Here is a 24,828-nt window from a genome sequence, read left to right as displayed (position 1 = left end):
ATAATAATAATGAAAAAAAATCTGTTAAGTGCCGGTATCCGTAAGGCGTTGCTGCTGGGCAGTGCGCTGGCCCTGTCACAGCCGCTGCTGGCGGCGGAAAGCGCCAACCCGGCGTTGCAGGCGCTGTTCGATCAGGCCTCTTACTGGCATCAGAAAGCGCATGACGACCTGGCGACAGCCTCACTGCAAAAGGTGCTGATGGTTGAACCCAACAACACTCAGGCGCTCTACCTGCTGGCGCTCTATTCACAGCAGAGCGGCGACACTGCGGCGGCGGCGCAGTATCGCGCCCGTCTGAGTCAGGTCTCCCCCAACGATCCGCATCTTGGCGAGCTGGATAACGCGCGCCAGATGCAGACCATTCCGCAGGCGCAGCTTGCGCTGGCGCGTCAGCAGGCGCGCAGCGGCAATATTCCGGCGGCGTTACAGACCTGGCGCAACACCTTCAGCGGCAATGCGCCACCACCCAGCGTCGCGGCAGAATATTATCTCACTATGGCGGGCGACCGTACGCTGCTGCCGCAGGCGGTTGAGGCACTGCGCCAGTTTGCGGCTCAGCATCCGCAGGACACCGGCGCGCGGCTGGCGCTGGGTAAAGCGCTGACCTATCAGGAAACAACCCGTCGCGAAGGCATTGAGGTGCTGAGTTCGCTGGCGAGCGGTAATCAGGATGCCGATCGATCGCTGCGTCAGGCGCTGCTGTGGCTCGGTCCGCAGCCGTCAGATGCGGCGCTCTATCAGACCTGGCAGCAGCGTCATCCGCAGGACTCCGCCGTCATCGACTACTACCGTAAAAACGTCGGCGGCGCAGAAAAAGGGGCCGGATTCAGTGCGCTCAACAGCGGTGACGTCGGCGGTGCGCAGTCCAGCTTTGAAAAAGTACTGAGTGCGAATCCGCAGGATGCCGATGCGTTAGCGGGCATGGGCTATGTGGCCCAGCGAGCCGGACGTTATCAGGAAGCGGCGGATTATCTTCAGCGGTCTGCTCAGCTCGGCGGCGATCAGGGTTCATCGCGTCAGCAGCAGGCTGACGATGCGCGTTTTTATGCACAGCTGGCCAGCGCCCAGCAGGCACTGAAAAGCGGCGACACGGCGCAGGCGCTGACATTAAGCGAACCGCTGGTGCAGGCTGACGGCGAAAAAGGGCTGGCCGCCAGACTGTTCCGCGCCGACGTGCTGCGCCGCACCAATCAGCCACAGCAGGCGGAGCAACTCTATCGCACTATTCTGCAAAGCGATGCGGATAACCGCAGCGCCAAAGAGGGGCTGTTCTACGTTCTGCGTCAGCAGAATCGGGGTGCCGAAGCCAGTACGCTGCTGGGTGCATTGCCGGACAGCGTTCGCCAGAGCGTCACGCCACGGGCCAATGAAGCCGATGCGCTGCGTCAGCAGGCGAAGCGTCAACTGGCGGCTGGTAACAATGCCGCTGCCATCGCGACGCTGCAGCAGGGTATTCAGCGCTATCCCACGGATGGCTGGCTGCGGCTTGATTTAGCCCGGCTTTATCGTCAGCAGGGCGACACGCTGCTGGCGGCCAACGTGATGCAGCCGGTGATGCGCAACGGGGCCAGCACCAGCGAACTGTATGCCGGTGCGCTTAACGCCAGCGAAAGCGGCGGCTGGCAGCAGGCCAGCACGTTGCTGTCGCGTATTCCCGCTAACGCTAAGACGGCGGCGATGCGTGAACTGGCGCAGCGGGTTAATTTCAATCTGCAGATGAGCACGGCCGACCAGTATCTGGCGCAGGGCGCGACGGCTGCCGCCGCGAATACCCTGAAGGCGCTCACGGTTAATCCACCTACCAACCCGGTTGATGCCGGAAACCTGGCGCAGAAGCTGGCGCAGGCGGGCGATCTCACCAGCGCCGTTTCGGTGGTGCGGACTAACCTGCAGCGTGGCGTGCAGGGCAATGCGGGCGATTATGCCGCGCAGATGACGGTACTGAATCAGGCGGGCCTCGGCAGTGAGGCGCAGCGCTTCCTCAGCAATCCGGAACTGCAGGCGCGCAGTACGCCAACGCAACTGGCCGGTATTCGCAATGGCTATCTGATTAACGAAGTGGATCGTCTGCGGCAGCAGCGTCAGTACGCGGTGGCGTATGACAAGCTGATTGGTGCACTGCAGCAGGATCCGCAGAACCGCGATCTGATGTTCGCGATGGCCCGTCTCTACCAGGACGGCAAGATGAACCGGGATGCGGGCGTGGTCTATGACTACCTGATGACCCAGGATACGCCGACGCAGGATGCGCGCGTCGGGGCCATCAACGTCGCGCTGGCGCAGAGCAATGTGCAGCGCGCTAATGAGCTGAGTCGCGGCCTTAACAGTACGACTCAGACACCGGATCGTCTGCTGCTGCTGGCGCGGGTCGCGGAAGCCAATGGCGAGCATTCTCAGGCGATGGCTTATCTGCGTTCAGCGCGCGGTCAGCTGATTGGCCTGCAGGGCGCGCAGCCTGGCAGCGTGCCGACCGTGGGCGGACTGGCGCTGGCGGATAATCCGTTTATCAACCGTGATACTTCGCCGGTGGGACGTTCACCATCCAGCTACGGCACCGTGCTGCCGTGGCAGGCGGCACCGGCGGGCGTTGCCGCTGGCGTGACAACGCAGGGCGAACCGGCCGCGGGCAGCGAAACCGTTGCTCAACAGTCACAGATTCTGCACGACGTCGACACCATGATGGATTCGCTGCAGGAAAAAACCGGCAGCTGGAGTCAGGGCATGGTGCAGGTGCGCGGGCGTGATGGCGAGTCGGGCCTGAGCAAGCTGACGGAAGCTAAAGCGCCGCTGACCTTCTCTACCGTGCCGTTTGAAACGGCGCGCCTCGACTTTACCGCCACGCCGGTGTCACTTACGGCGGGCAGTGGCGCAGCCGATGCCTGGCGCCGTTTCGGCACCAATGCGCTGAGTCAGGGCAGGGTGGTGGCTGCAGGCGGTGCAACGGTGAATGACCTGCCGAACGCCACCACCGATTCGCAAACCGCTTCGGGCGTGGAGCTGAATCTGGCGCTGAAGGGCGACAGCTATAAAGTGGATATCGGCAGTACGCCGCTGGGCCAGGATCTCAGTACTCTGGTCGGGGGCGTACAGTGGTCACCGAAACTCACCGACTTCCTGACGCTGATCCTGACCGGTGAGCGCCGCGCGATTACCGACAGCCTGCTCTCTTACGTCGGCGCAGAAGATAAAACCAGTGGCAAACGCTGGGGACGCGTCACCAAAAACGGCGCTAACGCCCTGTTAAGCTACGACAATGGCGATGCCGGCTTCTATGCTGGTGCGGGCGCGTACAGCTATCTCGGCGAGAATGTCGCCAGCAACAACAACCTGCAGGCAACAGCCGGCGCCTACGTCCGTCCGTTCCACACTGAGGATCGCGAGCTGAAAGTGGGCATGAGCCTGTCGTGGATGGACTTCTCAAAGAACCTCAGCTACTTCAGCTACGGTCAGGGCGGCTACTTCAGCCCGCAGAACTATGCGTCGGTCTCGTTCCCGATAGAGTTCTCACGCAAGTTTGACGATCTGAAAGTGAATATTGGCGGTGCAGCCGGTTATCAGACCTACAGTCAGGATAAGAGCGCGTACTTCCCGGCGGATGCCAGCCTGCAGTCAGAGCTGGAATCCCTTGCCGCCAGCGGCAGCGTGAAAGACGCTTACTACTCCGGCGGCAGTAAAAACGGCATCGGCTACAACCTGCACGCCGGGGCGGACTACAAACTCAATAAAGATGTGACGATTGGCGGCCAGCTGGGTTATGACACCTTTGGTGACTACAACGAAAGCAGCGCACAGCTCTATGTCCGTTACCTGTTCGGAGAGAAGTAATGAGTGAGCATTCGGGGGTATCGCATCCGTATCAGCCGGGCTGGTTTGACCTGGTCAGCGTGCTGATTGACGGGATGATCGCCAACGCCGGTCATCAGGAGGCGGAAGCCTTTCTCTATAAGATGGGGGAATCGCTGGCGACCCGCTATCCTTTGCCAGAGTCGCGTACCGTGCAGGATCTGGAGCGCGAGTGCAATCTGCAACTGGCGCGGTTTAACTGGGGCTTTGTGCAGCTTCAGCCGGAAGAGAAGGCGCTGCTGATTGCGTATCACGCCTTACCGGCAGGCGACAACATCCACTCTCCGGCTGACTGGCAGGCGGCGTTTGGTGCGGTGATGGCCGGACTTTTTTCGGGCTGGTTGCAGGGCCAGGGCGGCAGCAGCATTGTGCCGGTTACGCTTGAACTCAACGATGGCAGCACGCTGCACTATCGATATCAATAGGATCGGAAATGAAACGTAATCCACTCTGGCGGGTCTGGCTCTGCTCTGTTTTACTGCTGGCCTGCAGCGCGCAGGCGAGTGCCAGCGGCTGGGAGACTTTTAAAAGTCGCTTTGTGACCTCAGAAGGGCGGATCACTGACACCGCCAATAACAACGTCAGTCACACCGAAGGCCAGGGTTATGGCATGTTGCTGGCGGTGGCCAACGACGATCGCGCCACCTTCGATCGGTTGTGGCAGTGGACGCGCAGCCAGCTGCGTAATCCGCAGACCGAGCTTTTTTACTGGCGCTACGTGCCGGGCAGTGACAACCCGGTCGCCGACAAGAATAACGCCGCGGATGGCGATGTGTTGCTGGCCTGGGCACTACAGCGTGCTGCACAGAAATGGCAGGTGGAGAGCTACCAGCAGGAATCTGACCGTATTCAGCGCGCCATTATCAGGCTGGATGTCACGAGCTTTGGCGGCCACACCGTGATGCTGCCGGGTGCGCAGGGCTTTAACAAAGTCAGTTATGTGGTGCTCAATCCCTCTTACTTCCTGTTTCAGGCGTGGCGTGAGTTTGGTGAACACAGCCATCTTCAGGTCTGGGATAAGCTGATTAACGATGGCTTTGATCTGCTGGGTAAGCTGAGCTTTGGCAAAACCGGGCTGCCAATGGACTGGGTCGCACTGAATGCCGACGGTTCGGTTGCCCCGGCCGTCGGCTACTCGAACCGCTTCAGTTACGATGCGATTCGCGTGCCGCTGAACATCTGGTGGTATGACCCGCACAGTCTGGCACTGGTGCCGTTTCAGCGCGTCTGGCAGGGTTACAGCCGCATGCTGACACCCGCCTGGTTCGACGTGCTGGCGAATGCCCCTGCACCTTACCATCTTGAGGGCGGACTGCTGGCGGTACGTGACCTGACGCTGAATGAAACCGGCTATCTGAGCGATAAGCTGGCTGCGGATCAGAACTACTTTTCTGCCAGTCTGCAGTTGCTGACCTGGCAGGCGTTTCAGGAGAAGCGCTGATAACTGGCAGAATGGCGGCACTGGCCGCTATTCTGCCATCGACAGCCACGCGCTCAACAGGGAGCAGGCGCCGCGCCTGACCCGCCTTTAACTGCCGGGTCAAGGCTCTGCAACCCGGCGGTTACGCGTTACTGCGGATAGGCGACCCAGTCGCCGCCGTTCAGCCTGATCCAGGGTTTGCCCTGATACATTATCACCACTGCACCGTCATTTTCCGACACCACCGGCGTCTGTGGCAGCTTGTCAGTCAGCACCGACATATTCACATTCGGGGCATTAAATACCTGCCCATCTACGACGCGCGACACAATCTCTGACAAGGCCAGCAGGCTGGTCGGCGCATCAATGTTCAATGGCTGAGCCTGATGCGGCGCCTTCATTCCGACGAACTTAATGCCCACCGGTACGTGAGTAATATCCGGGCTGGGAATATCGCGCAAGCCGGACATCTGCATTTTGTCTCCCTGCAGCGCGGCACCGTGCTCGGGCACTACCAGTACCATGACGCGGCGGCCCGACTTCTCCAGCTGCGTCATAAAGGCATCAAGCTGATCGAATAGTAGTTGCGCGCGCGGTTTCCACGGTGCCGTTTTGGTGCTGCCGAGTTCACGGGTGCCGTCGTGCAGCGGGATCAGATTGTAGAAGGTGGCGCTGCGTGCATCGCTGCTTTTGCTGCGGTCGTCCAGCCAGCGCTGCATCAGTTGCGCATCGTTGAATACCGGCGAGCCGTCGAATGATGTCAGTTCTGGTGCGATACCCGCCTGTGACATCAGCGGTGCCTGAATATCGCCGCCCTCGCGCACCTCCTTCAGATAGTTACCGAATACGCCGGTGTGATCCATCATCAACTGCTCTTTAAAGCCCAGCTTCGCCAGATTGTCGAACAGATAGCAACGCGGATCGGCAGGTTTATAGAGATCGCTATGCGAGGTCTGGCCACAACTGGCACGCAGCAGTCGGATACCCGCCGGTCCGCTGTAGCTGGTTGCGGCGTTGTAATTGCTCAGCATGATGTCGAAATGCTGCCACAGCGGATGGTTACGCAGCTGAGAAGCATCCATATCAGACCAGGCGAGCGAACAGATATTGATCACCAGGATGTCGAAAGGCTGCGAATCGGCAGGCAGATTGTCGGGAAAATGCGTCACGCGCTGGCGTTCACTTTCATGAAAGCGGTTCAGCCAGGCGGTGAGATTTGCGCTGGTCGGCGGCGCAGACTGCTCCAGTCCATCCGGCGTGGCGGCTGGCTGGCCGCCGCTGGGTGTCTGATTCAATACGACCTGTGGCGTGGCCGTCCGGGTCGGCAGCAGCGACATCGCCGGGCCAGCAATCGTCAGCACGTTAAGCCAGATCAGCATCAGGGAAACCAGCACCGTGATGCGAATCCATTGTGAAACAAACAGATAGAGAACCAGCAGCACAAAGGCGGCTCCCACCATTTGCCAGTTAATAAAGCGATCGGCCAGGTCGAGCAGATAGGCCGCAGAGAAGCCCGCCAGCTGATCGCCCTGGCTGAGTATGCTGCTGAGCCCTGGCAGCCAGGTGTCGTGCCAGAACAGCGCGATGCCAAACGGAATCGAGATCAACTGGCGGATGCGATGCAGGCGCGCCGAGGGTAACGGAAAAAGCAGCCAGGCGAGAAACACCAGATTGCTCAGGGCGTGAAAATTGAGATAGCCATACCACAGCAGGCCGAATTTCAGTAAAAAGTAGAAATTCCAGCCGCCCAGTCCGCGCCAGGAGGACCAGAAGCGGGAAGAGGAGGCCGCCGCGGGTTGATCAGTATTCATTAATTTTTTCTATCCGTTTCAGAGGATTGACGCTGCCAGTAACCTTCCGATTTAAGCGCGCGCGCTGGCAACAAACGATTCATGATGCCGTTCCAGCGACGGGGTAGCCATTTTTGATATAATGGCTTTAAGAACAGCAGGATAACCAGAATAAGTAGCGCAATTTGTACCCAGTCCATCAGATTCATCAGGCTTTGTTCTCCGGCAGTAAAGTGATGGGCTGCGGTGCAGCGCGTTCATGTGTTTCAGGCCGGCTCTCAACGGCGGCTCGGGCCGTCTCTGATACCGGAGCCAGATCCTGAATTGCCATCGGCGTCAGTTTCTTAATATTGCTGACTTCCGCGAGGATCTGATTATCCTCAAACCAGACCATCCGGTTAGCAAACAGCTCGTCGTGAGGCAGGGAAAAGATATATTTCAATGCCTTATCAAGGTCGTTATAGCGGCAGGAAGAGAGGAAAAGGATGACACGATCTTCCAGCACTGTGACCAGGTCGCCAAAGCGGCGCGGTTTACAGAGCGTCAGGATTTGCTGAGGCTTAAGCTGTGGCACCGGCCGCAACGCGACCAGCAGGCCCTTATCATTTTCCGGCAGCAGGGTATTGCTGATCAACTGGCCGACTGACTGACAGAAGGCATCGAGACGCAGGTAGCCTTTCTCATGCAGAGGCTGCAACGAAGCGGTTAACGCCTCAAGACTGGCGGGAACGCGACGGTTAAACACCTGTCCCTGAAGGCCCTCCAGCGTGGTCAGAAAGCGCGACATTGTGGCGTTGGTCGGGACGATGGCGTTTACACCGCAGGCCAGCAGCAGACGTTCGTCGCTATAACGCAGGCTGGCACCCATCTCGCGCACCACAATTTTCAGGCCGTTGCCGCGTGTACGACGCAGGCTGTGCACCATCTTCGCCAGTTCGTTGATATATTCGCTGCGGGTCAGGCTGAAAATCACCGTTGCGGCATTGGCCTGCTGCGCCCGCAACCAGACCTGCTCATTATCCTCGAACAGTTGCCACTGGCGTGAAAGCGGCGGCGCGCCCTCGAGCACGATGTTGTCCGCAAGATAATGCTGCTCATCGTTGAGGCTCAGTGGTTCCTGCTTTTCATTTAAGGTAAAAAATCGCTCATTTTCACAGCCCAGACGTATTGCCCGATCGGCAAGCAGGCGTTCCGCGGCATACCACCAGTTAATTCGATACTGCCAGCTATCCTGCTGAAAGCTCAAATGCGCAACGCCATCCAGCTGACGAAAATAACGCTGAAGATGATTACTCAGATTTATTATTGTGGTGCCGGAGGTCACGATTAAAAGGGTGAGCTTTCTTTTATGCAGCGTCTGACGCATGCCCTTTATCCAGCGGGATAATTCTGCGTCATCAAGCTTATCCCATTGCGCTGCGTTGCTATTAAATATCACTAACCCATTTTTACTGCCGAGCGTGCGCAGAAAATCACTTTCCAGCTGCAACAAACTGCCTTTGCTTTTGGAAAGAGAAAACAGCGGAATACGATCGGGTCCGCCAGGTGGGTCGGGCGTCAGCAAATCACGCGGCGGCTGGTCAGCGCTGATCAGCGTTACGGCCTGCTGATGTGAAATTACCTGTCGAATAAAAGTGCGGGCGTCATCCTGCCGCGCACAGGTCACCCAATAACAGCCAGGCGTTTGCAATGCCGTTAATTCAGGCTGAACATGCAACAGCCCCAGCGAAAAAGAATTTTTCATATTGAATTCGTTATTTTTCCAGTCCAGGCTAGCTTATTATAGACAGGCCGGGATGTAACCTGAGAAATTTAAACATTGCTAATCACAGGCCGGCTCACATTGTTCTGCAATTGCCGCGTTTCTGGAAATATTTTTCAACTTTCCTTTACGCGTACGCGCAGTCGGTCATCCTGAGTGTGACGTTGTTTTATTTTTGGCGAACAGTAATGAAAAACCACAATCTCTATAACCCTGTTGCCGCTGATGGCGATCGTCAGGATGATATTAGTGCGTTGCGTGATGCGTTTTCTTTGCACTCTTTCCGCTATGTCGACATTGCGCGGGAAGAGCGCCTGAAAGCGATCGTGTCGCGCTGGCCGCTGTTAGCGGAAACCCTTGCCAGCCAGTCTGAGACCGATCGCTGATGCCGCAGATCGCGCTTCAGGGCGTACGGGGCGGCGTCGGCACGACTTCTCTTTGTGCCGGATTAGGCTGGGCGCTGGCGGCACTCGGCGAACGAGTATTGTTGATCGATGGCTCCCCGGTCAGCCAGCTCGGCGTGCATTTTAATCTGCCCGCTCAGCAGGATAATGGCTGGATGAAAGCCCTGTGCGAGGGCGGTGACTGGCAGCACAGCGGGCTTCGCTATCCCGATGGTCCTGATTTGCTGCCTCACGGGGTGCTGTCCCATCAGCATGCTTTGACTATTGCCAGACAGAATGAGGCGATCGCCGCGCCGCTGCTCCAGGCATTGCCGGACCTGCGGGCGCGCTATCAGTGGATTATTTTCGATCTGCCTGCCGATACCCTGCCCTGGCATGAAACGCTCTATCCGACGCTGGACAGCCTGTTGTGCGTCACTCAGCCAGACGCGAATTGCCATTTACGGCTTAGCCAGCGCCAGTTTCCGGCGCGCACCCGGTTTATTATCAATCAGTTTAATGCCAACAGCCGTCTGCAGCAGGATCTGCATCAGCTCTGGATGGCCTCGCTGAATCCGCTGATACCGCTGCTGATCCACCGGGATGAGGCGCTGGCAGAAGCGCTGATGATGAAGCAGCCGGTCGGTGAATACCGGCCACATGCGTTGGTCAGTGAAGAGATCATCACGCTGGCAAGCTGGCTGCTGCTCAATCTGAATGGAGTGAGCTCTTGAATCCATTGTGCTGGCTGTTAACGGCGCCCGCCTGGCAATCGCTGCACAGGGGCTACACCACAGCGCGAGGCAATGGCGCGTCCCGCTTCGCCAGTGCGCTCCATCTGTTCTGGTCGGTGCTGGGCCTGATGCTGCTTCGCTTCGAAACGCCAGGCTGGCAGCGGATTATTCAACAGCGCCGCCGGCTCTATCCGCACATTTCGCCGGAGCGGCCGCGACCGCTGGATATCCTGCGTTATCTGATCCAGACGCTGTGGCTTTTGGTGATCCTGCCGCAGAGCGATCGCGCTCGTGGCGGTTTCCGTGGCCTCGGTGCGCTGTCTGGCTGGCGCCACCATGGCTACCGCTGGCTGGACAAGGCCGTTGCCCACTCACAGACCCAGGGAATCGATGTGCGCATCGAACAGTGGCTGAAGCGGCTGTCGCCGCTGGTGCGACGCAGCCTCTTCGCCGTCACTGCCCTGTTTGCCACGTTGCTGGCGCTGCTCTGTATCAGCCAGCCCTTTGGCCTGATGACGCAGTTTATCTTTGTGGTACTGCTCTGGAGTCTGGCGATGCTGGTACGACGCATCCCGGGGCGTTTCCCGACCATGATGCTGATTGTGCTGTCGCTGACCGTATCGTGCCGCTACCTCTGGTGGCGCTATACCTCGACGCTGAACTGGGACGATCCGCTGAGTCTGGTGTTTGGTCTGCTGCTTATTGCGGCAGAGACCTACGCCTGGGTGGTGCTGGTGCTGGGCTATTTTCAGACGCTCTGGCCGCTTAATCGTCAGCCAGTGTCGATGCCTGTCGATCGGGATCAGTGGCCAGGCATCGATCTGCTGGTGCCAACCTACAACGAACCGCTCAGCGTGGTCAGACCCACCATCTACGCTGCCATGGGCATCGACTGGCCGAAAGACCGCCTGAATATCTATCTGCTCGACGACGGCGACCGGCCGGAATTCCGCGACTTTGCCGCCAGCGTGGGTATCAACTATGTCGTCCGTCCCACCCATGAGCACGCCAAGGCCGGCAATATCAATCACGCGCTGAAAAAGTACTGCCGCAGCGAATTTGTGGTGATTTTCGACTGTGACCATGTGCCGACGCGCGCCTTTTTGCAGATGACCATGGGCTGGTTTATTAAAGATCCCCGGCTGGCGATGATGCAGACGCCGCATCACTTCTTCTCGCCCGATCCGTTTGAGCGCAATCTCGGGCGGTTTCGTCGTACGCCCAATGAGGGTTCGCTCTTTTATGGGCTGGTGCAGGACGGTAATGATACCTGGGATGCCACCTTTTTCTGCGGCTCCTGCGCCGTGCTGCGCCGCAGCGCACTGGATGAAATTGGCGGTATTGCGGTGGAAACCGTTACCGAAGATGCCCATACCTCGCTGCGGCTGCACCGGCGCGGCTACACTTCGGCCTACATCCGCATTCCTCAGGCGGCCGGACTGGCGACCGAAAGTCTGTCAGCGCATATCGGACAGCGCATCCGCTGGGCACGCGGTATGGTGCAGATCTTCCGCCTTGATAATCCGCTGTTTGGTAAGGGGCTGAAGTGGGTACAGCGGCTCTGTTATGCCAACGCCATGCTGCACTTTCTCTCTGGCATTCCGCGGCTGGTCTTCCTGCTGGCGCCGCTGGCGTTTCTGCTCTGTCATGCCTACATCATCTACGCGCCTGCGCTGGCGATCGCCATTTATGTTTTGCCCCATATGCTGCATACCAGCCTCACCAACTCGCGTATTCAGGGACGCTGGCGACACTCTTTCTGGAGCGAGGTCTACGAGACGGTGCTGGCCTGGTATATCGCCCGGCCTACCACCGTGGCGCTGTTCAATCCTCATAAAGGGAAGTTTAACGTCACCGCAAAAGGCGGGCTGGTGGAGGAGGAGCATCTGGACTGGGTGATAACCAAGCCCTATATGCTGCTGGTGCTGCTCAACCTCGCAGGGGTTTTGATGGCGTTCTGGCGCATGCAGCACGGTCCGGCCAATGAGGTACTGACGGTATGGGTGAGCCTGATTTGGGTGCTCTACAACATGATTATTCTTGGCGGTGCGGTAGCGGTTTCGGTTGAAGCACGGCAGATCCGTGAGGCGCACCGGGTGGAGATCGCCATGCCGGCCGCCATTGCACGCGAAGATGGTCATATGCTGCCCTGTACGCTGCGTGACTACTCTGACGGCGGCGTCGGGCTGGAGATGCGCGAGCCGGATGCGCTGCGGGAGAATGAAAAAGTGTGGCTGCTGCTGCGTCGTGGACAGCAGGAGTTCAGCTTCCCGTGCCAGGTGCAGCGTGTCTTTGGCCACCGGGCTGGCGTGCGTCTCCATCAACTGACCACTCAGCAGCATATTGAATTTATCCAGTGTACCTTCGCCCGCGCCGATACCTGGGCGCTGTGGCAGGACGGTTTTCCGGAAGATAAACCGGTCCAGAGCCTCGCCGATATCATGATCCTCGGTTTCAAAGGTTACCTGCGCCTGGCGGAATATGGCCCGCCGCAGTTACGTCGGCTGTTTAACCTGCTTACCGTTGGGGTGAGCTGGCTGGCTTCGCTGTTGCCGCAAGGCATCGGACGTGTGCCAGCTTCAAAAAACGCATTGAGTTGATGATATGACGATACCGAGAGTAAACAGGTGGTTTGCCGCTCTGCTGCTGGGCAGTGCAACGTTAAGCTGTGCCGCCGCGCAGGAGGACGCGCCCGCAAACATCAATGGTGTAACGCCTGTGCAATCTTTACCGCAGGATAACGGCGCACCGCTGCGGAACAGCCAGCTGAGCTTTGCCCAGCTGGCACCGCCGCCTGGCAGCATGACGCTGCGTGGCACCCGCACTACCGGACAGATTGAGTTCGGTGTGCGCAGCGATGAGGTGGTGACGCGCGCGTTGCTGAACCTCAGCTTTCGGCCTTCGCCCGCACTGCTGCCGACGCTGTCGCAGTTGAAGGTTTATCTCAATGATGAGCTGGTCGGTCTGATTACCCTGACGCCGGAACAGCTGGGTAAAGAGATCCAGACGCAGCTGTCGATCGATCCGCGTTACATCGCCGACTTTAACCGCGTGCGTTTCGAGCTGGTGGGCCACTACGCCAACGTCTGTGAAAATCCTGCCAATAGCGCAATCTGGCTGGATATCGGCAAACAGAGCGGCATCGATCTGACGCTGCAAAAACTGCCGCTGAAAAATGACCTCTCCCACTTCCCGGAACCCTTTTTTGATTCGCGGGATACGCGACCGCTGACCCTGCCGATGGTGTTCAGCGCCCAGCCGGATGTCACGCAGCAGCGGGCTGCCGCCATTCTTGCTTCCTGGTTTGGCAGCAAAACGGGCTGGCGCGGGCAGCGTTTCCCGGTGCTGTATAACCAGCTGCCGCAACAGCAGCATGCGGTGGTGTTTGCCACCAACGATGCGCGCCCGGATTTCCTGAAAGATCTGCCGCCGGTGACAAAACCCACAGTAGAGATTGTCAGCCAGCCCGATAATCCGTATGAAAAAATGCTGCTGATTCTGGGACGCAACAATGAGGACCTGCTGACGGCGGTTCAGGGTATCGCCCAGGGTGAGCTGCTGCTGCGCGGCGATACCTCAACCATCGACAGCGTGAAGCTGCTCTCCCCGCGCCAGGCTTATGACGCCCCTAACTGGGTGCGGACCGATCGCCGCACCACTTTCGCCGAACTGACGCAATATGAGAATCAGTTGCAGTCTGATGGGGTGCAGCCTAATCCCGTCAGCCTGACCCTCAATCTGCCGCCCGATCTCTTCCTGGTTCGCGCGCGCGGTATCGATATGGATCTGAGTTATCGCTACACCGCGCCTTTCCAGTCGGATGGCTCACGGCTGGCGGTCAACCTGAATAATCAGTTCATTCAGGATTATCCGCTGCCGCCGAAAAATACGACGGGTCAGCAGCTGCTGCATATTCCGCTGATTCAGGGAATGCTGGACAAGAGCCATGAGCTGCTGATTCCGGCGCTGCGCCTCGGGGTGGTGAATCAGCTGCGCTTCGATTTTGATTACGCCAACATCACCATCAGCGGCAACGCGGATGGGCGCTGCGAAACCGCAACGCCGATTACGCATCATGTGGTGGTGGACGACAATTCCAGCATCGATTTTTCCGGCTATCGCCACTACATCGAAATGCCGTCGCTGCGCGCCTGGGCGAATGCGGGCTTTCCGTTCAGCCGCTACGCCGATCTGGCGCAAACCCTGGTACTGATGCCGCCAAAACCCGATGCAGAGCAGGTCAGCACGCTGCTGAATACGTTGGGCAATATGGGTGCGCAAACCGGCTATCCGGCGCTGCGCGTTCAGTTGACCGATGACTGGGCCACGGCGAAGAAGCAGGATGTGGATCTGCTGATGATCGGCGTCATCCCCAAAGATCTTCAGGATGACCAGCGGATCCCCGCGCTGGTCGACGCCACCGCCAGCTGGCTGAAAGAGCCTGTGCGACAAATCACTCCGGAGGTGAACCCGCAAAGTCAGCGCGAACAGACGGCAGAAAGCACGACGACTATCAGCTCCCGCGGCCCGCTGGCAACGGTGATTGGCTTCCAGTCACCTTTTTACGATCAGCGCAGCGTTGTCGCGTTGCTCGCCGATGGCACGCCGCGCAGCTGGCAGTTGCTCAACGAGGCGATGGGTGACAGCGGCAAGCGTGGCACGATGTCTGGCTCCACCGTGGTGATCCGCGAGTCAGGGGTTAACAGTCTGCGCGTGGGAGAGAGCTACTACGTTGGTCATCTGCCGTGGTGGGAGCGTCTCTGGTCGCTACTCTCCGTCCATCCCTTCTGGCTGGCACTCTGCGCACTCTTTGTGGTGGTGCTGTTCGCGCTGATGACCTGGCGTCTGATGCGAATTATTACCCGTCGTCGTTTACTGGATGAAGATGAATAACGCACAGGTGCTGCGGGCAGGCATGCTGCTCGGCGCACTGAGTGCGCTGCCGGGGCTGGCTGCACCGGTCGACGGATCGGAGGTGTCGCCGGTCGAATGGTTGCTGTCACAGGTACGCACCGGCGAGTCGACCAACAAATACGATCTGGTGCAGCAATCGCTCTACCGGCTTGAGAAGATCGATCCCGATAATCCGCAGGTGCTGGCGGCTCGCCTGCGGCTGGCGCTGCGTCAGGGCGATATCCCTAAAGCGCAGATGCTGCTGGAGCAGCTGAAAAAGGTTGCGCCCGACTCCGCCGCGACGCGTGAATCCGCCGTCGGCCTGACGCTGATATCGTCGGATGGGCGTCAGCAGTTGCAGCAGGCGCGCCTGCTCGCCACCTCGGGGCGCCTGGCGGAGGCGAAAAGTGCTTACGAAGCGTTGTTCGGAGGGGTTTTTCCGGATGCGAACACGGCGCTGGAATACTGGCGGCTGCTGGCACGCATTCCCGGTCAGGAGAGCGTCGCTTACCAGCAGCTGCAGGCGCTGGAGCAGCGCTACCCGGGCAATATCGGGGTTGAGTTGCAAATTGCACGCATGGCATTTGATCAACAGCAGCCGGAGCAGGCGATAGCGCAGTTGAAAAAGCTGGCAAACAGCAACGGCGGACGCGCCGCCGCCGCCGATCTCTGGCTGCAGCAGATCAACGATCAGCCGGTCAGCGACAGCAGCGTGGCGCAGTTAAACGCCTACCTGGCTGTTTTTACCGACGGCGACGCACACCAGCAGGGCGCGGATGTGCTGGCGAAGCAGCAGGCGCAGCTCGCCGATCCCGCCTATCGCGAGCGGATGCGTGGCCTGGCGCTGGTCGAGGCGGGCGATGTGAATAATGCGATGGCAGCGCTTAGCCGGGCACTGAAGGATAACCCCAACGACGCCGAACTGATGGGTGCAATGGGGCAGACTCAGGCACGCGCCGGCCATCGTGATGTGGCGGTGCTCTGGCTGGAACGCGCCGTTGAGGCGGGCAAGCAGAGTACGCTGATCGGCAAATGGCAGTCACTGCTGCAGACTAACCGTTACTGGCTGGCGGTCGAACAGGGCGATAAGGCGCTGGCGCAGCATGACGTTGAGGGGGCCGAACGCGCCTACCGCGCCGCACAGAAAATTGATAGCACCGACAGCTATGCCCTGATTGGCCTGGGCGATGTGGCGATGGCGCGCAAAGATGCGGCAGGTGCCGAACTGTTCTGGCAGCATGCGCTGCGGCTGGACGCGACCAACACCACCACCGTGCGTCGCCTGGCCGGGCTTTATCAGGCCGAGTCGCCTGCCCGCGTCATGCAGTTTATCAGTACGCTACCCGCCGGGCAGCAGCGCGAGATGGCGGGAACGTTGCGCACGCTGCGCAGTGACAGCCTGCGCGCCGAGGCCGATGCGCTCGCCCGGCAGAATAAATGGCCGCAGGCGGCAGAGAAGTATCGGGCGGCGCTGGCGCTGCAGCCGGATGACGTCTGGCTCAGTTATCGGCTGGCGAGCGCGCTACGCGACGGTGGGGCCATCCAACAGGCGGATGCGCAGATCGCGACGCTGCAACAGCAGCATCCCGGCGATGCGACCGCGCTCTACGCCGCCGCGCTCTACCTTTCCAGCCGGGATAATGATGACGCCGCACTGGTAACGCTGCATCGCCTGCCTGAAACGCAGTGGAACAGCAATATGCATGAGCTGGCTGACCGGCTCGGGCAGGATAAAATTTTTGCCAGCGCCGAAGCGCTTCGTGCGGCAGGGCAGGAGCGGGCAGCGGTGACGCTGCTTTACCAGCAGCCGGTTTCCAGCCGACGCGACCTGACGCTGGCCGACTGGGCGCTGGCTCGCGGGGACGCGCAGCAGGCACTGGAGATCTATCAGCAGGTGCTGTCAGGTGAAGCTGACAACAGCGACGCAGCGCTGGGACGAATCGAAGCGCTGGTTGCCCTCCAGCGCAACAGCGAAGCACGCCAGGCACTTGAGCAGCAGCCAGCCCAGCCCAACACTCTTAATGCCGATCGCCGCGCCGCGCTGGCATGGCAGGCGGTTGGCGAAACCACGCAGGCTGCCGTGCGCTTTGCCAGCCTGAAGCAGCGCGCTGCGTCACTGCCGCCATCACAGGATAAGGCACTGGTGTTTCGTGATGCGGCACGGCTGGAGCGCACACAGCAGCAGCCAGAGATCGCGCTGGCGGATTATCGTCAGGCGATGACGGCCAGCGGTATCGGCAGCGGCGAAAGTATCAGCCGCGCGACACGCTCTCAGGAACAGGATGACTGGCTGAAGCGCAGTATTCGCAGCGACACCGCAGATCTCTATCGTCAGCGTGAGACCACGCTGACGGTGCAGCAGGACTATTCGCGCAATAAGGGTACGGCTGGGGTCTCCGACTTTACTGCCCATACCACCATGCTGCAGGCGGAAAGTCCGTTTGCCGACGGACGCGGCTTTTTCCGTCTCGACCAGGTGGACGTCTCGGCAGGAAGTTTTACCACCCGCAACGGCAGCTTCGACGAGCAGTTTGGTAGCTGCGACGACGCCAGTTCCGGCGGATGCAGCCGCGATGCCAGTCAGCGCGCCGAGGGCACTGCGCTGGGCGTCGGCTGGCATAATGACCGCTGGTCAGCGGATCTGGGTACCACGCCGCTGGGCTTTGAGGTGACCAACTGGACCGGCGGCCTGAGCTGGAAAACTGACGTCAGGGATCTTGGCGTGACGCTGACCGCCTCGCGACGGCCGATCGCCAGTTCGCTGCTTTCCTATGCGGGCGCGCGCGATCCATCAGCCAACGGTGGAAAAAGCTGGGGCGGCGTAGTGGCAACGGGTGGCAGCATCGGGCTGAGTTACGATCAGGGCGGCGCACACGGTGTCTGGGGCGACATCAGCGCGCATCAGATCACCGGTAAAAACGTTGCGGATAACAGTCGCGAGCGCTTAATGGCCGGCTACTACTACAAGCTCATTAATAGCGATAATCGCCGGGCCACCGTCGGGCTGAACAGTATGCTCTGGCACTATCAGAAGGATCTCAGCGATTACACCTTCGGTCAGGGCGGCTACTACAGTCCGCAACAGTATCTCTCCTTTTCCGTGCCGGTCACCTGGCGACAGCGGACAGAAAACTGGTCGTTCGACCTGGGCGGCTCGGTTTCCTGGTCACATTCGAAAACCGATGCGCAGCAGCGCTATCCGGTCAATCCCGGCTTTACCCTTGCCAGCAATCCCGTTTCCGCCGGCAGCACCGGCAGCGGCACGGGGTATACGCTGCAGGGCGTGGTTGAACGTCGTATCACACCCGACTGGTTTATCGGGGTGGGCGTCGATATTCAACAGGCAAAAGACTATACCCCAAGCCACGGGCTTATCTACGTGCGTTACTCTGCCGCAGGCTGGGAAGGGGATCTGGATATGCCGCCACAGCCGCTGACCCCTTACGCGGATTTTAAATAATCCCGACCGGGAAAAAGCCGGACTTTTCAGACGGTAAAAAAGTCAGTTTATGGGATATACTGGCGGGCATTGTACTGTCTGCTATCTGGGCTTTTTTCATCGTCAGGAGAATATTTTTGCGCGTAAGCCGGTCACTTACGATAAAGCAGATGGCGACAGTTTCGCTGGTTGCGGTTATCACCATCAGCATCTTTATCGTCATCCAACTGTTTCATTTTGTGCAGCAGCGCAGGATTGACTACGCCCAGCAGATGGAGAATATCGCACACACCGTCCGCCAGCCGCTGTCGGAAGCGGTACTGCGCGCCGATATTTCTCAGGCCGAACGCATTCTCCATTCACTGAAACCTGCCGGTATTTTATCGCGCGCCGATGTGGTGCTGCCGAATGCGTTTCAGGCTCTGCATGCCGACTTCGAAACGGAGAAACCGGTGCCGCGTCTGGTGGCGCGACTGTTTGAGCTGCCGGTGCAGATTACCCTGCCGCTCTACTCAGTGGAAAATACCGGGATGCCGAAACCGCTGGCCTATCTGGTGCTGCAGGCTAACTCGACGCGCGTCTACCAGTTTATTCTCAGCACGCTCTCGACCATGATTATCACCTATCTGCTGCTGGCACTGATCCTGTCAGTGGCGATCAGCTGGTGTATCAACCGGCTGGTGGTGCATCCGCTGCGCAATCTCTCGCGGGAGCTGCAGGAGCTGCCGCCGCAGTCGATTCTGACGCATAAGCTGTCACTGCCGCAGAGCCACCGCGATGATGAAATCGGCATGCTGATCCGCAGCTACAACCGCAATCAGCAGGTGCTGGAGTCGATACATGATGAGATGAGCCGGCTGACCACCCATTTTCCCGTGACCGATCTGCCCAACCGTACCCTGTTTCTGGCGCTGGTCGAGCAGTTCATGAGCAGCCCGGAACAGCCGCTGGGGCTGATGGTGATCCGCATTGAAACCCTGCAGGAAGCCAACGGCGTATTGAGCGATGAGCAGCGCGATACGCTGATGCTGACGCTGGTGGAGAAGATCCGTAATACGCTGGATGACCATACTCTGCTGGCGCAGACCGGGACCAGCGACTTTGTTCTGTTGATGAAGCGCGCCAGTAATCCGTTCCGCGCCCTGCGTCTGGCCCGTAACCTGATGATTCGCCTTAATCAGCCGGTCAACCTTTATCAGCTGCAGCTGCGTCCTAACGTCAGCATTGGTCTGGCGCTGCGCGATGATCAGCCGCTGAGCGCCAGTGATCTGCTTGGCCGCGCGACCTCAGCGATGATGTCGGCCCGTCATCAGGGCAAAAATCAGATCCTGTTCTTTGACGCCGCGTTAACCGAGCGCGCGCAAAAACGTCTGACCCAGGAGCATGACATTCTGCAGGGGTTGCACAATGAGCAGTTCGCCCTCTATCTGCAACCGCAGGTCGATATGCGCACCGGCACGTTAGTCGGCGCGGAAGCGCTGCTGCGTATGCGCCAGCCCGACGGCAGCTACGGTCTGACCGAAGAGTTTATTGCCAGTGCCGAAGAGATTGGTGTGATTAGCGCGATTGGCCGCTGGGTGTTTGAAGAGGCGTGCCGCATTCTGGCAGGCTGGCAGCGACAGGGCATTATGCTGCCGCTGAGTGTGAATATTTCCGCTGTGCAACTGCGTGACACGGGCGTGGTCTCTCATCTGCAATCCCTGCTGACGCGCCACCGCATCGCACCTGGCACCTTCGTGCTGGAAGTGACAGAGACGGCTCAGCTTGATGATGCTGAACAGGCGATATCGATGCTGCGGATGTTGCAGCAGACTGGCGTGGCCGTGGCTCTGGACGATTTCGGCATGGGCTACTCCAACCTTAACTACCTCCATCAGCTGAAAGCGTTGCCGGTTAACAAGCTAAAGATGGATCGCAGCTTCGTGGCGGCGCTGCCGCATGACGACACCATGGTCTGCATCGTGGCGGCCATCGCCGAGATTATCCATCTGGAGGTGATTGCCGAAGGCGTGGAGACAGCAGAACAACGTGACTGGCTGCTGGCGCGCGGCATCTCTATCGGACAGGGCTATCTGTATGCTGAAGCGCTGCCTCTGACCCGATTTAATCAGGCATGGATCGTAAACTCCTCACTACCGCAATAATTGCCTGATTCATTGATTTTGCGAGAATTTTAGTTACAAAACCCCTTGCTGAAGCGTTTCAGTTCAGAATTACGATCCCCGGGTTTCCTGGGCGTTTGCCACCCTGTATTAATCACGTAAACAGAGTGTTATTTTCGGGTTACTGTCAGGCGCCACCTCTGTTGCCCGCCAGTCACAATAACGAATCCGACAACATCACCTCACGGCGTTAGTGGACACCTGTTTATGAAAACCTCACTTTTTAAAAGCCTTTATTTCCAGGTGCTGATGGCGATTGGCATCGGCGTTTTGTTAGGCCATTTTTACCCGGAGTTAGGGACCCAGATGAAGCCGCTGGGAGATGGCTTTGTTAAGTTAATCAAGATGATTATCGCCCCGGTGATTTTCTGTACCGTGGTGACCGGCATCGCTGGCATGGAAAGCATGAAAGCGGTAGGACGGACCGGCGCGGTTGCACTGCTCTATTTTGAAATTGTCAGCACCATCGCGCTGATTATCGGCCTGATCGTGGTGAACGTGGTGCAGCCAGGTGCCGGGATGAACGTTGATCCTGCCACGCTGGATGCCAAAGCCGTGGCGATTTATGCGCAACAGGCAGAACAGCAGGGCATCGTTGCTTTCCTGCTGGATGTCATCCCCAACAGCGTGATTGGCGCCTTTGCCAGCGGTAACATTCTGCAGGTGCTGCTGTTTGCCATTCTGTTTGGTTTTGCCCTGCATCGTCTGGGTAACACTGGCACGCTGATTTTCAACGTGATTGAAAGCTTCTCAAAAGTGATTTTCGGCATCATCAACATGATCATGCGTCTGGCACCGATAGGGGCATTTGGCGCGATGGCGTTCACTATCGGCAAGTATGGCGTGGGCTCACTGGTGCAGCTCGGCCAGCTGATTATCTGCTTCTACATCACCTGTATTCTGTTTGTGGTGATCGTGCTGGGGCTGATTGCACGCCTGTTCGCCGGATTCAGCATCTTTAAGTTCATCGCCTATATCAAAGAAGAGCTGCTGATTGTGCTGGGTACTTCCTCTTCCGAGTCTGCGCTGCCGCGCATGCTGGATAAGATGGAGAAGCTGGGCTGCAAGAAATCGGTAGTAGGGCTGGTGATCCCCACCGGTTACTCCTTTAACCTGGACGGCACCTCGATTTACCTGACCATGGCGGCAGTATTTATCGCTCAGGCGACCAATGCGCACATGGATATTTTCCATCAGATTACGCTGCTGGTGGTGCTACTGCTCTCCTCCAAAGGCGCGGCGGGGGTAACCGGGAGCGGATTTATCGTGCTGGCGGCGACGCTCTCTGCGGTGGGACATCTGCCGGTGGCGGGTCTGGCGCTCATTCTCGGTATCGACCGCTTTATGTCCGAAGCCCGTGCGCTGACCAACCTGATCGGTAACGGTGTGGCGACCGTGGTGGTGGCGAAGTGGGTCGATCAGCTGGATCATAAACAGCTGACCGACACGCTGGCAGGCCGGAATAAGGAGAATAAAGCGTCTGAATCTTCAATTTAATCATTGAATTTCACTTAAATCCCCACAAATGCCCGCTGTCGCTTGCCCTGACAGCGGGCATTTGCATAATAAACCCCACTTGTTTTTTTTGACGTTTTTCACTTCGTTACGCGACATCCTGAGCTTCCTGTGGTCAAACACTTTGTTGTTGGATAACAGCGCGATTCGGCGCCAGCCGAATCGTTAATAACAGCGGCAATATGCGCCAGTGATAACGATATTTGAATTATTTGAGTAGGGGTTCACATGCAGGGCACCAGAATTCGGCTTTTGGTTGGTGGATTAGTGCTGGCAAGCAGCTTTGGTCTCCAGGCAGAAACGCTGCAACCGGATCCGGCCTGGCAGGAAGGCAAGCTGGATAATGGATTTAACTGGCAGTTACTGGCCACACCGCAACGCCCCAGTGACCGTATTGAACTGCGGCTGGTGGTGAATACCGGCTCGCTGGTAGAGAGTGCGCAACAGGCTGGCTTCAGCCATCTGCTGCCGCGTCTGGCGATGGTGCACAACACCGCGCTTGATAACCATCAGCAGCGCGCGCTATGGCAACAGGCGATGGATCCTCAGCATCCGCTGCCACCTGTGATCACCTCCTATGATTCCACCCAATATAATCTGAGCCTGCCGAATAACCGCCCCGAGTTGCTGAAAGAAGCGCTGAACTGGCTGGCGGCCACGGCAGGCAATATGGCCATCACCGAACAGGTGGTCAATACCGCGCTGGCGGCATCGGATCCGGTGGCGACCTGGCCGAAAGATACCCAGGATGTCTGGTGGCGCTACCGCCTGAAAGGCTCCGCGCTGCTGGCGCATGACCCCGCAGCGCAACCACGCGCGCCGGTTGATTTAACCCAGCTCAATGATTTTTATCATCAGTGGTACACTCCGGATGCGATGACGCTCTACGTGGTGGGGAATGTTGACAGCCGCAACCTCTCTGAGCAGATCAATAAAACCTTCTCGGTGTTAACCGGTAAACGTGAAACGCCTGCGCCACTGCCCACCCTGTCGCCGCTGCCGCACGAGCCGGTAAATCTGGTTAGCAGCAACATGACGCAGGATCGCCTCTCGCTGGTGTGGGATACGCCGTGGCAACCGATTCGTGACTCCCAGAATCTGCAGCGTTACTGGCAGGGCGATCTGGCACGTGAAGCGCTGTTCTGGCATGTCCAGCGTGCGCTCAGTGACAGCAAGGCACAGGGCATCCAGGTGGGATTTGATTGCCGTGTGCTTTATCAGCGTGCGCAGTGCTCCATCAACCTGGATGGACGCAACGAAAATCTGGCGCAGAATATGAATCTGGTGGCGCGTGAGCTGGCAAACGTGCGTGACAAAGGCTTGCCGCAGGAGGAGTTTGATGCGCTGATGGCGCAGAAGCTGCTGGAGCTGAACAAGCTGTTTACCACCTATGCCCGCACCGATACGGATGTGCTGATGAGCCAGCGCCTGCGCTCCCAGCAGAACGCCGTAGTTGATATCGCACCTGAGCAGTATCAGAAGCTGCGTCAGACTTTCCTGGCCGGCCTGACCCGCGAACAGTTAAACCAGGAGCTGCGTCAGCAGCTGACGCAGGAACTGATGATGGTACTGATTCAGCCGGAAGGCGAAGCGGAAACCAACGTGAAGAGCCTGCAAAACAACTGGGACAAAGTGATGGCACCGCCAGCGGCACCGGCGACCAGCAATGAAGCCAGTCCGCCGGATAGCAACGTCAAAGACGTTCCGCCAGCCGCATAAAGTCAGGTTTTTGCCCTGAGCCACTCGGTCACTAACATCGGCCAGCTGGCGAGGGGCAAATCTGCCACGCCGCGGATCCCAAATCCGTGCCCGCCTTTCTGATAGAAATGCACCTCTGCCGGGACCTTATGCTCACGCAGCGCGCCAAAAAACGTCATGCTGTGATTCACTGATACATCATCATCGTCGGCTGCGTGGATCAACAGCGTCGGCGGCACCAGCGGATGAACCCGGGTTTCCATTGAATAAGCGTCAATGGTTTTCTGATCGGGCCAGGCACCCAGCAGGCGGGTTCTGGCACCTTCATGGGCGATGCCGTCCCGCATGCTGATTACCGGATAGACCAGGACCATCGCATCCGGGCGCGGCGAGAAGTTTTCTGCGCCATCCTGCACCGGATAGAGTTTCTCTGCGAAACGCGTACCCAGACTGGCAGCCACGTGACCACCCGCCGAAAAGCCCATCATGACGATATATTTACCATTCAGGCCGCGCTGCGCGCGTTCACGCAGGACGCGTACCGCGCGCTGAGCATCGGCCAGCGGCGCGTCGGGCCCTTCGTGATGTCCATCATAGGGCAGGCGATAAGTCATCACCGCCAGGGTGTAGCCCATTGAGGTAAAGAATGTCGCCAGGGCGCTGCCTTCACGATCGATCATCACGCGCTGATAGCCACCGCCCGGTGCGACCAGCAGGGTAATCCCGTTTGATTCGACCGGATGCCAGATCGCCATCTCCGGGCAACGCACGCCGGTAGCGGCCCGATCGTAAGGCTCATACTCTTTTGCCATGTCGACAATCTGCGGCTGTGCGCGCGAATCGCTGGCGCCTGGCGCATCACCGTGTGGCCAGATATTAATAATTTCTGTGTGCATAAATAGATCCTGATGCGGGGAATATTTTAATTGTTTTGTTCGCGGCCGGAGAGAACAGCGTCCTGCTGTCTTTTGATTAAAAGATGGTCTTTTTTCAGGCAGTCGTCCATCCGAAAAGGGGGGATCTGACCAGATTCGGACTATGCCTGGTGGTGGATCTGTTTGTTTAACTTATTAATTTTAATCAATAAATTATAAGAGAGCTTGAAGGGGGAGACCGCAGGGGATCTGTTATTAACCACAATTTTTCCGCTTAAGGTAAATAGCTGGCACGGCCCGCTTTATTAGCCGCA

Annotated in this window: 15 protein-coding genes; 11 read left to right on the top strand and 4 right to left on the bottom strand. The window is 58.5% G+C overall.

All coding sequences use genetic code 11. The annotated features are described in order from the left end of the window. Positions 1-9 precede the first annotated feature (9 nt). The 3 genes from NR201_RS16080 to NR201_RS16070 are packed head-to-tail and all read left to right on the top strand — an operon-like array spanning position 10 to position 5,284. On the top strand, positions 10-3,825 hold the full coding sequence (locus NR201_RS16080; RefSeq protein WP_256849964.1) for a cellulose biosynthesis protein BcsC: 3,816 nt from the start codon (positions 10-12) through the stop codon (positions 3,823-3,825). Next, positions 3,825-4,268, top strand: a complete 444-nt coding sequence (gene bcsD, locus NR201_RS16075) for a cellulose biosynthesis protein BcsD (RefSeq protein WP_022624841.1) — start codon at positions 3,825-3,827, stop codon at positions 4,266-4,268. The genes NR201_RS16080 and bcsD overlap by 1 nt, the downstream gene beginning before the upstream one ends. A gap of 8 nt (positions 4,269-4,276) precedes the next feature. Next, positions 4,277-5,284 (top strand): glycosyl hydrolase family 8, encoded by a 1,008-nt coding sequence (locus NR201_RS16070; RefSeq protein WP_031590334.1) that lies wholly within the window; start codon positions 4,277-4,279, stop codon positions 5,282-5,284. Positions 5,285-5,412: 128 nt separating this feature from the next. On the opposite strand, the gene bcsG is transcribed toward NR201_RS16070, so the two are convergent. The 3 genes from bcsG to bcsE are packed head-to-tail and all read right to left on the bottom strand — an operon-like array spanning position 5,413 to position 8,797. Next, positions 5,413-7,074 carry a cellulose biosynthesis protein BcsG gene (gene bcsG / locus NR201_RS16065; protein WP_256849963.1) on the bottom strand — a complete coding sequence of 554 codons (1,662 nt, stop codon included), beginning with the start codon at positions 7,072-7,074 and terminating at the stop codon, positions 5,413-5,415. Continuing rightward, the gene (bcsF, locus tag NR201_RS16060) at positions 7,074-7,262 is read right to left on the bottom strand and encodes a cellulose biosynthesis protein BcsF (RefSeq protein WP_022624843.1); all 189 of its coding nucleotides are present in this window, start codon (positions 7,260-7,262) and stop codon (positions 7,074-7,076) included. Before bcsF ends, bcsG begins: the two co-directional genes overlap by 1 nt. Next, positions 7,262-8,797, bottom strand: coding sequence for a cellulose biosynthesis protein BcsE (gene bcsE, locus NR201_RS16055; RefSeq protein ID WP_031590330.1), 1,536 nt, complete (start codon positions 8,795-8,797; stop codon positions 7,262-7,264). Before bcsE ends, bcsF begins: the two co-directional genes overlap by 1 nt. Before the next feature lie 206 nt (positions 8,798-9,003). Here bcsE and bcsR point away from each other — a divergent pair, with 206 nt between their 5' ends. The 8 genes from bcsR to NR201_RS16015 all read left to right on the top strand — a co-directional run bounded on the left by bcsR (position 9,004) and on the right by NR201_RS16015 (position 23,660). Beyond that, positions 9,004-9,201 carry a cellulose biosynthesis protein BcsR gene (gene bcsR, locus NR201_RS16050; RefSeq protein ID WP_010257416.1) on the top strand — a complete coding sequence of 66 codons (198 nt, stop codon included), beginning with the start codon at positions 9,004-9,006 and terminating at the stop codon, positions 9,199-9,201. Next, positions 9,201-9,932, top strand: coding sequence for a cellulose biosynthesis protein BcsQ (gene bcsQ, locus NR201_RS16045; RefSeq protein WP_010257415.1), 732 nt, complete (start codon positions 9,201-9,203; stop codon positions 9,930-9,932). The genes bcsR and bcsQ overlap by 1 nt, the downstream gene beginning before the upstream one ends. Continuing rightward, positions 9,929-12,532 carry a UDP-forming cellulose synthase catalytic subunit gene (gene bcsA / locus NR201_RS16040; protein WP_154210640.1) on the top strand — a complete coding sequence of 868 codons (2,604 nt, stop codon included), beginning with the start codon at positions 9,929-9,931 and terminating at the stop codon, positions 12,530-12,532. The genes bcsQ and bcsA overlap by 4 nt, the downstream gene beginning before the upstream one ends. A gap of 4 nt (positions 12,533-12,536) precedes the next feature. Then, positions 12,537-14,825 carry a cellulose biosynthesis cyclic di-GMP-binding regulatory protein BcsB gene (gene bcsB, locus NR201_RS16035; RefSeq protein WP_256849962.1) on the top strand — a complete coding sequence of 763 codons (2,289 nt, stop codon included), beginning with the start codon at positions 12,537-12,539 and terminating at the stop codon, positions 14,823-14,825. Then, on the top strand, positions 14,818-18,285 hold the full coding sequence (gene bcsC, locus NR201_RS16030; protein ID WP_256849961.1) for a cellulose synthase complex outer membrane protein BcsC: 3,468 nt from the start codon (positions 14,818-14,820) through the stop codon (positions 18,283-18,285). Before bcsB ends, bcsC begins: the two co-directional genes overlap by 8 nt. Before the next feature lie 116 nt (positions 18,286-18,401). Further along, positions 18,402-20,408 carry a biofilm formation regulator HmsP gene (gene hmsP / locus NR201_RS16025; RefSeq protein ID WP_073970695.1) on the top strand — a complete coding sequence of 669 codons (2,007 nt, stop codon included), beginning with the start codon at positions 18,402-18,404 and terminating at the stop codon, positions 20,406-20,408. A gap of 225 nt (positions 20,409-20,633) precedes the next feature. Beyond that, positions 20,634-21,923, top strand: a complete 1,290-nt coding sequence (locus NR201_RS16020) for a dicarboxylate/amino acid:cation symporter (protein WP_010257403.1) — start codon at positions 20,634-20,636, stop codon at positions 21,921-21,923. A 246-nt stretch (positions 21,924-22,169) separates the two neighbouring features. Then, positions 22,170-23,660, top strand: a complete 1,491-nt coding sequence (locus tag NR201_RS16015; RefSeq protein WP_256849960.1) for a pitrilysin family protein — start codon at positions 22,170-22,172, stop codon at positions 23,658-23,660. 2 nt (positions 23,661-23,662) lie between these two features. On the opposite strand, the gene NR201_RS16010 is transcribed toward NR201_RS16015, so the two are convergent. Continuing rightward, positions 23,663-24,535 (bottom strand): alpha/beta hydrolase, encoded by an 873-nt coding sequence (locus NR201_RS16010; protein ID WP_111534683.1) that lies wholly within the window; start codon positions 24,533-24,535, stop codon positions 23,663-23,665. Positions 24,536-24,828 lie beyond the last annotated feature (293 nt).

Origin of the sequence: Pantoea sp. Fr-CA_6, assembly GCF_024520895.1 — a bacterium.
GTDB classification, from domain to species: domain Bacteria; phylum Pseudomonadota; class Gammaproteobacteria; order Enterobacterales; family Enterobacteriaceae; genus Pantoea; species Pantoea agglomerans.
This window is presented reverse-complemented; position numbering and strand designations above follow the sequence as displayed.